This is a genomic window from Mucilaginibacter defluvii, assembly GCF_039543225.1.
Lineage (GTDB): Bacteria > Bacteroidota > Bacteroidia > Sphingobacteriales > Sphingobacteriaceae > Mucilaginibacter > Mucilaginibacter defluvii.
The window spans coordinates 212,688-226,052 of the sequence record NZ_BAABJI010000001.1 but is presented as its reverse complement, the minus strand read 5'-3'; the positions used below and the strand labels follow the sequence as shown (position 1 = coordinate 226,052).

General features: G+C 46.6%; 11 protein-coding genes and 1 riboswitch. Of the genes, 5 read left to right on the top strand and 6 right to left on the bottom strand.

From position 1 onward, the window contains the following. The first annotated feature begins 1 nt into the window (after position 1). On the top strand, positions 2 to 1,330 hold the full coding sequence (locus ABD960_RS00980) for a vanadium-dependent haloperoxidase (RefSeq protein WP_345328963.1): 1,329 nt from the start codon (positions 2 to 4) through the stop codon (positions 1,328 to 1,330). A gap of 74 nt (positions 1,331 to 1,404) precedes the next feature. Here the strand turns inward: ABD960_RS00980 and pruA are convergent, their stop codons facing one another. Next, positions 1,405 to 3,033, bottom strand: a complete 1,629-nt coding sequence (pruA, locus tag ABD960_RS00975; protein ID WP_345328962.1) for an L-glutamate gamma-semialdehyde dehydrogenase — start codon at positions 3,031 to 3,033, stop codon at positions 1,405 to 1,407. A 192-nt stretch (positions 3,034 to 3,225) separates the two neighbouring features. Between pruA and ABD960_RS00970 the strand changes: the two genes are divergently transcribed. Continuing rightward, a complete protein-coding gene (locus ABD960_RS00970) occupies positions 3,226 to 3,912 on the top strand; it encodes a peptidase associated/transthyretin-like domain-containing protein (protein ID WP_345328961.1) in 687 nt (228 codons plus the stop codon). A gap of 161 nt (positions 3,913 to 4,073) precedes the next feature. Beyond that, on the top strand, positions 4,074 to 5,363 hold the full coding sequence (locus ABD960_RS00965) for an HAD-IB family phosphatase (protein WP_345328960.1): 1,290 nt from the start codon (positions 4,074 to 4,076) through the stop codon (positions 5,361 to 5,363). Between the two features lie 135 nt (positions 5,364 to 5,498). Here ABD960_RS00965 and ABD960_RS00960 read toward each other — a convergent pair whose 3' ends face one another. Further along, positions 5,499 to 5,975 (bottom strand): universal stress protein, encoded by a 477-nt coding sequence (locus ABD960_RS00960; RefSeq protein WP_345328959.1) that lies wholly within the window; start codon positions 5,973 to 5,975, stop codon positions 5,499 to 5,501. A gap of 64 nt (positions 5,976 to 6,039) precedes the next feature. Beyond that, on the bottom strand, positions 6,040 to 7,326 hold the full coding sequence (locus ABD960_RS00955; RefSeq protein WP_345328958.1) for a voltage-gated chloride channel family protein: 1,287 nt from the start codon (positions 7,324 to 7,326) through the stop codon (positions 6,040 to 6,042). 32 nt (positions 7,327 to 7,358) lie between these two features. Further along, a riboswitch (Fluoride riboswitch) is annotated at positions 7,359 to 7,425 on the bottom strand. Positions 7,426 to 7,497: 72 nt separating this feature from the next. Here ABD960_RS00955 and ABD960_RS00950 point away from each other — a divergent pair. Continuing rightward, positions 7,498 to 8,451 carry a tryptophan 2,3-dioxygenase family protein gene (locus ABD960_RS00950; protein WP_345328957.1) on the top strand — a complete coding sequence of 318 codons (954 nt, stop codon included), beginning with the start codon at positions 7,498 to 7,500 and terminating at the stop codon, positions 8,449 to 8,451. A gap of 89 nt (positions 8,452 to 8,540) precedes the next feature. Then, entirely contained in the window at positions 8,541 to 9,605 is a 1,065-nt protein-coding gene (locus ABD960_RS00945; protein ID WP_345328956.1) for a branched-chain amino acid aminotransferase, read from the top strand. 69 nt (positions 9,606 to 9,674) lie between these two features. Here the strand turns inward: ABD960_RS00945 and ABD960_RS00940 are convergent, their stop codons facing one another. The 3 genes from ABD960_RS00940 to dcd all read right to left on the bottom strand — a co-directional run bounded on the left by ABD960_RS00940 (position 9,675) and on the right by dcd (position 13,326). Next, complete coding sequence (locus ABD960_RS00940) at positions 9,675 to 9,956, bottom strand: ATP-dependent Clp protease adaptor ClpS (protein WP_345328955.1); 282 nt, start codon at positions 9,954 to 9,956, stop codon at positions 9,675 to 9,677. A 41-nt stretch (positions 9,957 to 9,997) separates the two neighbouring features. Further along, positions 9,998 to 12,697, bottom strand: coding sequence for a carboxypeptidase-like regulatory domain-containing protein (locus ABD960_RS00935; protein ID WP_345328954.1), 2,700 nt, complete (start codon positions 12,695 to 12,697; stop codon positions 9,998 to 10,000). Between the two features lie 92 nt (positions 12,698 to 12,789). Then, positions 12,790 to 13,326, bottom strand: coding sequence for a dCTP deaminase (dcd, locus tag ABD960_RS00930; protein ID WP_345328953.1), 537 nt, complete (start codon positions 13,324 to 13,326; stop codon positions 12,790 to 12,792). Between the last annotated feature and the right edge of the window lie 39 nt (positions 13,327 to 13,365).

Genomic DNA, 13,365 nt, shown 5'->3' with positions numbered 1-13,365 from the left:
TATGAAGATCAGTAAAACCCTTACCATCTTATTATTTGCCGCTACTTTCCTTTATGCCTGCCGGCAGGATAAAAAGGCATCTTCCAAAAAAATTGACGATGCCGACATTGTGCATCAAAATGAGGATAAATTAACGCAACTGATTATTTATGATGTATTCACACCACCGGTAGCCAGTCGTATCTATGCTTATGCCTCGCTGGCGTCGTATGAGGCTATACGTTTTGAACAGCCTGATTACCTGTCATTAACCGAACAACTACAAGGGTTTGGTAAAATGCCTGAACCGGACAAGGGCAAAACTTACAACTTTACCCTGGCTGCCACGCGGGCTTTTTTTAGTGTGGCGCGTAAGGTTACTTTTTCTGTCGACTCGTTAAAGGCGTACGAAGAAGGCTTACATAATCGCTTTAAAAGCACAATGGACGACTCGACCTATGCGCGTTCCATCGCCTTTGGCGATACCGTGGCTAAGGTGATTATTAAACGTTTGGTGAAGGACAATTACTTGCAAACCCGTGGCAAACCTAAATTTTTGGGCAGCCAGGCTCCGGGTAAATGGCGCCCTACCGCACCCGATTACCTGGACGGTGTAGAATATTGCTGGGGAACGATGAAAACTTTTGTGCTTGATTCATCTGACCGTGTAAGCATCCCTCCGCCGCCACCATATAGTGAGGATAAGAACAGCGCTTATTTTAAACAGAATGTAGAGGTATACGAGACAAGTAAGAAGCTGACCGATGAGCAAAAGGATATTGCCCGTTATTGGGATGATAATCCGTTTGTGTTGGAACATGCCGGACACATGACCTTTGCCAACAAAAAGATAACACCCGGCGGCCACTGGATAGGCATAACCGCCATTGCCTGCAAAAAAAACAAAGCCAACGCTGTAAAAACAGCGCAAGCATACGCCCTGACTTCGATAGGCATGTATGATGCCTTTATTTGCTGCTGGAATACCAAGTATGAAACTAATTATGTACGTCCCGTTACGGTAATTAATGATAAGATAGATGCCGAATGGACTCCGTGCCTGCAAACCCCGCCCTTCCCGGAATATCCGAGCGGACACAGCACCATTACACGTGCGGCAGCGGTTATGCTTACACATTTGTTTGGGGATAACTTTGCCTTTCAGGATACCAGCGATTTGCGCTACATCGGCATGAAACGCGATTTTAAATCATTTGTACAGGCGGCAGATGAGGCTTCGATCAGTCGTTTTTATGGTGGGATACACTACAGAAACAGTGTCGACCAGGGCGCTATTCAGGGTAAAAAGGTGAGCGAATATATTATCTCGAAACTAAAGCTGAAAAAATAAGCCGACTGCATCCAGGCATAAAAAAACTCCCTTACCGCATGGCAAGGGAGTTTTTTTATTTATCACGAAGCCGATTATCCTAAGAACGGATAACGGTAATCCTTTGGCGAATCAAAAGTTTCCTTGATAGTGCGTGGAGATACCCAGCGCAGCAGGTTGATCATTGAACCGGCCTTATCATTAGTACCTGAACCACGGGCACCACCAAATGGCTGCTGGCCAACTACGGCGCCGGTCGGTTTATCGTTAATATAAAAGTTACCGGCAGCGTTACGCAGGCGCTGTGTTGCCCGTGCAATGGCATACCTGTCCTGTGCTATGATGGAACCTGTAAGCGCGTAAATAGATGTTTTATCAAGGATATCCATAGTTTCTTCAAACTTATCATCCTCGTACACATAAACGGTAAGTACCGGACCAAATAATTCCTCGCACATAGTTACATAATGCGGATCGTTAACACGGATTACGGTTGGCTCAATAAACCAGCCGTTTGATTTATCATGACCGCCACCTGCAATCAGCTCAACATTTTCGTCAGCCTTGGCGGCATCAATGTATTTGGCCAGTTTATCAAATGATACCTCGGTAATAACCGCGTTCACAAAGTTGCTGAAATCTTCAACCGGGCCAACTTTAATAGAGGCCAGGTCGCGCTGCACATTCTCTTTTACCGCAGGCCATAATGAGGCAGGAATGTAAGCGCGTGAAGCAGCTGAACATTTTTGCCCCTGGTACTCAAACGCGCCACGTACTAAGGCGGTGCTTACTACCTCGGCATTAGCGCTTGGGTGGGCAAGCACAAAATCCTTACCGCCGGTTTCGCCAACTATGCGCGGGTAAGTTTTGTATTTGTGGATGTTGGCACCAATAGTTTGCCAGATGTTTTGGAACACGCCGGTTGAACCGGTAAAGTGTATACCCGCGAAATCAGGGTGATTAAAGATCACCTCACCTGCAACGGGGCCATCAACATAAATCAGGTTAACAACACCGGCAGGCAGGCCAGCTTCAATAAATATCTGCATAATAACGTTGGCCGCGAAAATTTGCGGATAAGCAGGTTTCCAAACCACTACGTTACCCATCATGGCGGCACTGGCAGGCAGGTTACCGGCAATGGCGGTAAAGTTAAACGGCGTTAAGGCGAACACGAAACCTTCCAGCGGGCGTTGTTCTACCCTGTTCCAGATACCTTTAGGCGATACCGGGGGCTGCTGGCTATAGATTTCCGTCATGTACTCTACGTTGAAGCGCAAAAAGTCGGCAAATTCGCAGGCAGCGTCAATCTCCGCCTGGTAAGCATTTTTTGACTGACCCAGCATGGTAGCCGCGTTTATTTTAGCACGGTACGGACCGGATATCAGGTCAGCAGCTTTCAGAAATATGGCGGCACGTTGCTCCCAGGCCAGGTCTTCCCAATCGGCTTTGGCGGCCAGGGCGGCATCAATGGCTGCGGTTACATGGCTCGCGTCACCTTCGTGAAACCTGGCCAGCAGGTGTTGATGATCATGCGGCGGGCGCAGTTCAAGAGTTTTGCCGGTGCGTACTTCCTGGGCACCAATGTACATGGGTATGTCGGCCACAACAGCGCGTGCCTCATTAAGCGCGGCTTCTAACGAAGCACGCTCAGCACTGCCAGGAGCGTAATTTAATACAGGCTCGTTCTGCGGCTTAGGGACGTTGAAAAATCCTTTAAGCATAATTTTATGTAAGTCAAATTAATATGGATGCAAAGATAAGGGTAAATGTGCAGATGTGGTAATTAGCCGGTAGGTGTAATGTAAAATTGTGGCTGATGTAATTTCCGACTACATCACCTAACTGTTAAAAACGTTAAATAACAAACCAATAAGCGGTAAACAGGTTATATTTACAAGGTAACTACTATAACTATGAAACTGCAACCTATTGCCGCTACGCTGATACTTATTCTTGCTACTATCACAGTGAACGCCCAAAATAAACTGAAAGGCACCGTTTACGAAGGCAGCGGCAACACACGCTTACCTGAGGTTTTTGTTCACGACCTGACCAACAAGCAAATGACCCTTACCGACAAGAACGGTAACTTTGAAATAACGGCGGCATCGGGCCACCTGGTGGTTTTCAGCGCGCCTACCTATACGGCGGACACCGTTTACATTACCGACCTTTCGCCTAAAAAAATACGCTTAACACCGCAGGGAATACGCCTGAACACGGTAAACATATCAGGCACCCGCAAGGCTTTTGACCCGGAGGCCGAATATCCTGAAGTGTATGAAAAAAGCAAGGTATACCCACTGTCGCCTTCAAGCTGGTTTAGCCGCGAGGGACGCAATGCGCGCCGCTTAAAAAAATACTTTAAGCGCGAGGTGCAGGAACGGGAGATTGACCGTGCTTTCAACCCCAAGTTTGTAAGCTCGGTAGTTCCGTTAAAGGGTGAGGACCTGGAGAACTTCATGACGTTGTACCGCCCGAAATACGATGACATTAAAAACAACGACCAGCAATCACTGACGATCTATATCAACGATTCGTACAAAAAATATCAGACGCTTCCACCCGAAAAGCGTCGTCCGCAACGCCTGAACGAATAGCAGCTTTTATACCTTGCGAAGATAATAAAATGCTGGTATTGGTATAACGTTTTACCTGAATTTCAATATCATACTTAAGCATTTAAATATGCTTATTGTAGCATTAACACTATGAAGTAACTCGTAAAAATTGCACATTTGCGCTTTCCTTAAAGTAACAAATGGACTACTTCATCATAGATTTTGACAGCACCTTTACCCAGGTGGAAGCCCTTGACGAACTTGCCCGCATATCGCTGAAATCGCATCCGGACAGGGAAAGCATCTACGAGCAGATTGAGGGATTGACCAACCTGGCCATGGAAGGCAAGCTATCCTTCAGCGAGAGCCTGCAACGCCGTGTACAATTGCTGCAAGCCAACCGCGATCATCTTAAACTATTGGTAAGCCATCTTAAAAAGAAGGTTTCCCGTTCTTTTTCGCGCAATACCGTGTTCTTTAAAAACCATTCGGATGGTGTGCTGATCGTGTCGGGCGGCTTTAAGGAATTTATTACGCCGGTAGTTACCGAGTATCACATCAAAAAGGAAAATATTTACGCCAATACCTTTGTGTTTGATGAAGAGGGTAACATCATTGGGTACGACAGGGAAAATCCCCTATCTAAAGAAGGTGGCAAAGTGATATTGCTTAAACAGCTTAACCTGCCCGGCGATATTTACGGCATCGGCGATGGTTATTCTGACTTCCAGCTAAAGGAATCAGGCCTGATCAAAAAGTTCTTTGCCTTTACCGAGAACATCGAACGTAAATCGGTAGCTGAAAAGGCCGACCATATTACCCCGAGCTTTGATGAGTTTTTATACATCAACAAACTGCCGCGCGCAATATCGTACCCTAAAAACAGGATAAAATGTTTGGTTGTAGGCAACGTTGATGAAGAGGCATTAGCTCAATTAAAAAAAGAAGGCTACAACATTCGTCATAAGGATACTATTGAGGACGATTACCTGCACGAGGCCGGCGTGCTGCTTTGCAGTGAGGATACCCAGCCCACGCCGGAGCAGTTGCAAAATGCAGGCAGACTGAAAGTGATCGGCATTTTTGGCAAGGTACAAAGCCGCAAATTGGCCGAAGTCGCCTGCGATAACGGTATCATCATATTTGACGACCCCAAGCATAACCCGCGCAACGATGATTTTATCCCAAAACGGGTGATCGCTTTTATGAACGAAGGTAAAACGCATACCAGTTGCAACTTTCCGGATTTGCAGCCGCCGCGTGTTAACAACGCCCACAGGCTGATACACATTCACAAGAACGTACCGGGCATATTGGCCAAAATAAACGATGTATTCGCCCGCCACAACATCAACATAGTAGGCGAGTTTCTGGTAACCAATGCACAAATAGGTTATGTTATTACCGATGTGAATACCGGCTACGATCCGCAGGTGTTAAATGAACTGAAAGCGATTGAGCAGACAATAAAATTCAGGTTGCTTTATTAGAGAGGTTCATAGATCATAGTTGATGGTTCATAGTTCATAGTTGATAGTTCATAGTAAGAATTTGGCTCCGAACTAAACTGCTCATAGTGAGCCGTACGTTCTTCTGCTATGAACTATGAACCATCAACTATGAACTTAATTTACCTCCTCAAACGGTACTACGAGCACGGGTACGGTAGCACGGCGTACGATGCCTTCGGTTACATCGCCCATTAACAACCTGTCGAGGCCGGAGCGTTTGTGGGTACCAACAACAATCAGGTCGGCATTAAATTCTTTGGCGCATTGCAGTATGCCGTCTGTAGTTGAGCCGTATTCGCTAAAGTAGGTTACCTGCACCTCATCTGCCATGGCATCAACGGTGCGGCGAATCAAATTTTCAGAACTATCCGCCTGCGATCTGATGAGGTCTATCTCTTCCGGACCGCCCACATTGGCCAGCGGCACACCCAATAAATTATCCGTTGTGTCCATCGGCGTAACAACAGGTTCAATAATATTTACCACGCCAACGGCAGCATCAAACTTACGAGCCATATCAAAACCATATTTGGCCGCGTGCACGGCATATTTGCTGTCGTCAATTCCGATGATGATTTTTTTGATCTGCATAGCTTTTCGGGTTAGTTATCTTAATAACAACCAACAAATGCAAAAGTGTTTTGTGCCGCTATAATTATTGGCTGTCTGTTTTTGTGCCGGCCTGTTTTTGCGATGCATAGATACCCGACGGGCCGCTGAAATAATAGGCCACAAAGCAAGCCACAGCAAACAGCAGGGCATGTTCGCTGCCAAACAACTCAATACCCATTATGGTACAGGCAAGCGGAGTATTGGTAGCTCCGGCAAAAACGGCTATAAAGCCAAGCGCGGCAAACAAGCTAACCGGCGCGTCAAGCAGAAAGGCCAGGGTGTTACCCAATGTAGCGCCTATGTAAAACAAAGGTGTAACCTCGCCGCCCTTAAAACCTGTACCTAAGGCGATGCAGGTATAGATCAGTTTCCAAAACCAACTTAACGCATCAGCACCGCCCTGGTGGAAGGCTGATACAATGGTTACCGCGCCGGGGTATTCAGCATCAACACCTAAACCCAGGTAATCGGGCTTACCTAAGAGCAGCGTAAGCGCTATGATAATAGCGCCGCCGCAGGCCGGTATCAGCCAGCTTTTCTTTATGCCTTTTATTGCGATGATTTTAACCTGGTGTACGGTAAATGAAAACAAATAAGCTACCAAACCAAAACAAACCGCCGCCACCACTACCTTGAGCAACAGCAGCAAATTTAGGTGGATGTGATGCCCGTAAAATTGCTGACCGGCAGCAACTACATCAATGTGATATTGTGTATGATGCAGCCCCCAGGCGGATACGGTAAGATCGCCAAACATACCGGCTATTAAGCAGGGCAACAAAGCGTTGTACCTGATGCGGCCGATGGTTAAAACCTCCAGTGCAAAAACCGCACCTGTTAACGGTGTACCAAATACCGCCCCAAACCCGGCTGCAATACCGGTGGTTAATATTACTTGCCTGTCTGCACTTTCCAGCTTAAACCAACCTGCAAACAAATTGGCTATGCTGCCGCCAATTTGCACGGCAGTACCCTCGCGCCCGGCAGAGCCGCCAAACAAGTGGGTAATTACCGTGGTAAGCAAAATAAGCGGTGCCATACGCTTAGGCATTCCGGCACCCGGCTCATGTATCTCATCAATCACCAGGTTGTTGCCGCGCTCGGCAGATGCGCCGTAAAGTTTATACAAAAAATGGATGCCCACACCGGCAACCGGCAGCAGGTACAGCAGCCAGGTGTGCGCAAAGCGGTAATGTATGGCCCAGTTTAACAGCCACAAAAACAAAGCGACCATGGAGCCTATCGCTACCGAAACGGGTATGGTGATCAGCGACCAGCGCAAAATATATTTAAGTGTTGAAAGGTGCCCGGAGAAAAGATTTTTAAACATAACCTACTTGCAAATAAATGAATAAAACTTATTTGTTGGTAGGCGTCATTAGCTTTTTAAAGCGGTTTAAATAGGCAGAACACCATTGCCTTGTTGTATATACAAACATGCTATAAAAACTTGTATTCGCAAACACCACTTTCCGTTGGTAAGTTTTTATAATTTTGAGGCATGATCTCTCCCGAAATAGAAAAGCGGCTTACCCTGCTTCAGGAAAAATATGAAGCCATGGGCCAGGACATGACCTCCTACCTTGACGGCCTGCTGTATGCCGACTTTTTAACCTATTGGGATTACATTCACCTGGATACGCTGCTTAGCCTGCAAAGCCCTAAAACTCCTTTTCCGGATGAGGAGATATTTATCATGTATCACCAGATCACGGAACTGTATTTTAAGCTGTCGTTACATGAGTGCCGGCAGATCAGCGAAAAGGGAGCTGAACTAACTGCCGAGTTTTTTACCGCGAGGCTAAGACGTATCAACAATTACTTTGAGGCGCTTACCCACTCATTCACTATTATGGTTGATGGTATGGAGAAGGAGCAATTCCTGAAATTCAGGATGTCGCTGCTGCCGGCCAGTGGTTTCCAGTCGGGCCAGTACCGCATGATCGAGATCTACGCCACCAATTTCATTAACCTGGTAGCTAAGGACAAGCGCGACGAACTGGCCCACGCGCCGTTTGAGGAGCTATTTGAGCACATTTACTGGCGGTTTGGCGCTACTGAACTGGCCACTGGCAAAAAAACGCTCACGCTGAAACAGTTTGAGAAGAAATATGCCAAAACCTTTATCGAACTGGCACAAAATACGGCTACATCCAACTTTTATACCCTTGCGCTGCAACTACAGCAACAAGGTCAATTAACCGACGCGCTAAAGCACGAACTACGCCGATTTGATGTGAATGTGAACATTAACTGGCCGTTATCGCACTATAAATCTGCCGTGCGTTACCTGCACCGCGAGCCCGAGGAAATCAGCGCTACAGGCGGCACCAACTGGCAAAAATACCTGCCGCCGCGTTTTCAAAAACGCATTTTCTTTCCAACAATGTGGACGGATGAGGAAATGGACAACTGGGGAAAAGCCTGGGTTGAGCATGCGCTGCGGGGCGAGTGATTATTACCCTGACAATGATTTGACCATTGCTTCCGCTTAAAAAAGAATAAAATTCATAACTTGCATACCGGAATAAATTTTTTACAGCCATGACTGAGACTTTGGATATACAGATCACCAAAACAACGCAGCCGCGTTTGCAGGAAACTGATTTTGACAACCTGCCCTTCGGAAAAACATTCTCTGACCACATGTTGATGGTCGATTATGCCGATGGGGAGTGGAAGAACTTTCAGATACTTCCTTATGGTGACATTTCATTGAGTCCGGCAATTTCCGCTTTACACTACGGCCAGGCTTTTTTTGAAGGTATTAAGGCGTACAAACACGAGGATGGCAAAGTAGTTATCTTCCGCCCCGAAAAAAATGCGGAGCGCTTTAACCGCTCAGCCGAACGCCTTTGTATGCCAACCATCCCCGAGGATATTTTTGTACAAAGCATTGCCGCCCTGGTTGATATTGATCGCGGCTGGATACCTACCAAAGCCAACCACGCGCTTTACATTCGCCCGTTTATGTTCGCTACCGACCCTTACCTGGGCGTGCAGGCATCAACAACATATAAATACATGGTGCTTACCGGCCCGGTTGGTCCGTACTTTTCAAAACCGTTAAGGGTTAAGATCGAGTCGCACTATACACGTGCCGCGCAAGGCGGTATGGGCTTTGCCAAGGCTGCCGGCAATTATGCCAGCTCCATGATGCCAGCTAAAAAGGCCGTTGAGGAAGGTTTTGACCAGATCATCTGGACTGACGGCAGTAACCACGAATACATCGAAGAAATGGGCGCGGCCAATGCCATGTTCATTTTGGATGGCAAACTGGTAACGCCAAGCACCGGAGATACCATATTAAAAGGTGTTACGCGCGATACGGTTATTAAACTGGCGCAAGCCTGGGGCATACCGGTTGAGGAGCGTAAAGTGGCAGTTGCCGAGATTATTGATGCCGCTAAAAACGGCACCCTTACTGATGCCTTTGGCGCCGGTACCGCCGCTACCATTGCCCCGGTTGGTTCAATCAACTACAATGGCGAGGAATTTACCCTGAGCGATCCGTTAACCCGCGAATTCTCCCAAAAAGTACTAAAAACGCTGGATGATATCCGTTACGGCCGTGCTGAAGATACTTACGGGTGGAACTATGTTGTATAACCCTACAGCTACTTATAAAAGCGAAAGCCCTGAACAATGTTCGGGGCTTTCGCTTTTTATCATATTTATTTATTCAACAGTAACCGTTAGGCCTTCCTGCTGCAATATTTTCCGGTAGATCTCCATCTCGGTAAACGAGCCTTCTAAAACGGCGCACTTACCTTCGTTATGTACTTTCCAGGCAATTTTTTCGGCCTGTGACTCTGAGTAGTCGAGATACTTCATCATGCAATAGATCACGTGGTCAAAGGTATTCACGTCATCGTTCCACAAAATAAGGCGGTGCACCTCTTTAATTCCGGCCAGTAACTCCTCGAGTGTGAACGTTTGTTCCTGTACTTCTGTTGGCATAATGGACGCAAATTTACTCAAAAAATGGCAAACGCTGTATGTTATTGCACTTTATAGAGATAAACCTGTCTGCCTATATGGCCCGCATCATCAATACCTTCAACCATTACACGGTACGTTCCTTTACCATCGGCATTAAAATAACTCACCTCGGTAGTTTTTTTACCATCGCAATAAATGTTGGGGTTCCAATAAACGGTGCTGCGCATATCGGCCATACTGCTGTTTTTCGACGGCACATCATACCTTGGCGAATAAAAGGTACGCGCTACATAATAACCCAGCGGCGTATACATAATCACACCCGGCGGGTTGCCAACGTACGATGATTTTATTCCACCATCGCCGCGCTTAGTTGTGATCAATATAAGGCCATTACCGCCCCTGAAGCCATAAATTGCCGTTTTACTGCCAGACCGCAGCACTTCAATGGTCTCCACATCAAAAGGTGTAACATTGCGCAATGCATCCTCTCCCTGCTCCATGCCGTCAACCAGCACCGTCATCTGGCCATCGCCACGGGTACTATACGGTATACCATTCCTGAACATTACGCCAACCAGCCTACCTTGCAAACACTGCTCAAGCGTTGAGCAGGCCTGCAGATCCTTAGCGGTTAGCACCTGGTCGGCATTGCCGGCTCCGTTAAGGTTTGATGAATGCTTAACCACCGGCTCCTTGCGTGAGGTGATCTTTACTTCGGCAAGCATGTTGTTACGCGTTGCCATACCATACTTTACTTTCTCATTAAAATACGCTGTACTTTGGCGCAGGTAACCCATCATATCGCCATCGTTATTTATGGAAACATCACCCTTATTTTTATTGATAGTAACGCCCTGGCGGGTAGCATTTTCATCCAGCGCTACGTCAACATACTTTTTGCCTTTAGGTGTACGGGCCTGCACCATAAATTTCAGGCTATCGGTGAACACCAATCCTTTAAACATAAACCGGCCGTTAGCATCCGCCACGGTATCTATCATAAATAAGCGCCCGCCGGTGTTATTGAACAACATTACCTTTGCGCCTGCAACCGGCTTTTTACTTTGCGTAACCGTTCCGGCAACATCTATGGTTTGCTCGGGCTTGTAAATCATCGGCCCATAGTTACCCGCTAAAATCTGCTTCCACTCAAAGCGGCTGTATCCCTGGGTAAGCATCAGCAGGTCAAGGTCTGCACGGGTTTTATCGCTCACGTCATGAAAATAGTAATTAGGCTTTTCTACATAACCTTTTAAATCGCTTGTAAGTAACATATTGGCAAAAATGGAGTTCTCTTCATCCTCGTCAACTTTCACCTTTGATTCATCGATCACAGACATAGACAGGTTGCTCACCCCGGCGCTGTCTGCTGAAAAGCGCCCGTCGATATTTAAAGTTATTTTCTCGCGGGTAGCGTAAGCCTCTTTTGACGAGGTGACTTTTATTTTGAGATCATCTGCCTTTTGGATAAATGCCAAACGCTCGTTAAGCGGCTCCCCGGTTCCTGAAAACAGTGTAAATTGCGTAATGCCTGATGTAAGGCGGGTTTTGGGTATCACCGCTGTAAAGGCGGTATCAGCACCTTTAGGCTTGGCAGCATAACGCACCTTACCGCCCGATTGTACAATAAATATCAGGTTTTGTTCCGTAACGCGCGCCGATGTTATTTTGAACACCAGCACCGCCGGGTTACTATTGTTAATGCTCAGTACATAACCCGATGGTCGCGCATCAGGCAGCGGTACATCTTTGGTTGATCCATCAGCAAAGGTAATCGTTGCTTTATACGTTTTGCCGGCAGCGGGTGTAAATGTAAAGGCGCCCATGCCCAAACGCTCCGCTGCAAAGTTAGCTACGGTGTTTCCTTGTGCATCCTTAACAACGCCTTTAACATCCTTGCCCAATCCATCGGCTCCGGTAGCTTTGAAAGCAACCTTCGAAGTAAGGCTGCTAACCAGGTAACCGCTTTCCGGAAAAAACTGCACGTCAACCGCATCAGAAACAGCTTTGAGCGGGATACTTTTCGTGATCTTTTCCTTATTATCGATAGTAATAGTAGTCACGAGGTTACCCGCTTTTAAAGGACCGGTAAGTTTGGGTTCAAAACTTATTTTTAAGTTACCCTCGCCATCAGTAGTACCTTTGCCTTTGGCCAGTACGCGCCCGCCCGCTTCTGCGCGGTAAGCCACTTCGCGGTTGGCAAAAGGACTGCCATCAAATTCCCTATAGTTGATAACAGCATTTACGCGCTGCTGCCCGCTGGTTGTGCTATATGAATAGGTTGTATTGGTGAAAACCTTATTTGACATAGCGTTGCCAATGGTTATCGTTTTATCAAAGAAATACGATTCGCCGGCATTACGCATCCAGTTGGTATAGGCGCGTATACGGTAGCTGCCGCTTTCCAGCAAACTGTCTGACAATACAAATTCGCCCCAGCCCAGGCCACTATTCAATGATATTCTTTCGCGGCGGCGCACACTGTCCTTATCGTTGATGAGCTCCACATTTAGTATGCCGCTAAGTGCCGATAAACGGTGCTCCTCTCCAACCGTTACATAGGCTTTGTACCACAAGGTATCGCCTACGGCATAATAAGGTTTATCTAAATGGAGATATACTTTTTCCTGCGGACGTTTTTCCAGCCACTCTTCCAAGTTTTGTATAATTTTCGCAATCGGATCATCATCCAGAGCAAATCCAAAACAAAGTGAACACGTAACAAGGAGTGAAAGGATAACCGGTTTAATTTTCATAGGTTTAAATTGTGCGGTTAAAATACACAAAAACAATATGAAGTACCAGTTACATTAAAAATGTTGCAGCAGAGGTGTTTGCGCAGATGAATTTAGAACTTATTCTTCCACATCATGCTTTCAACCGGGCGGGTAGTTGGGTTGTTATATTTGGCATTGCCTTTTGAGTTGTATAGGGTTTCAATTTCACCTTCAACCACAAAATAGATCAACTGGCCTATCGGCATTCCGGCGTATATACGCACCGGCTGCGCGCAAGATATCTCAAGCGTCCAGGTGTTGCAAAAACCTACATCACCCTTACCGGCAGTGGCATGTATATCAATACCCAAACGGCCGGTGCTTGATTTACCTTCGAGGAAAGGCACATGGCGATGCGTTTCGGTATACTCCATTGTTACGCCCAGGTAGAGCGTGTTGGGCTGCAGCACAAAGCCTTCTTTTGGGATTTCAAAATGCACAATTTCGTTATGCACTTTCGCATCAAGTACCCTGTCCTTATAAGTAGCTAAATGCTTACCCAGATGTACATCGTACGAGTTGGTACCCAGGCATTCGCGTTTAAAGGGTTCAATAATAATGTTACCATTATCAATTTCTTCGAGAATGCGTTTATCTGATAATATCATGACAGGGTGTGTTACCCGGCTAAAATAAAATTAATTAGC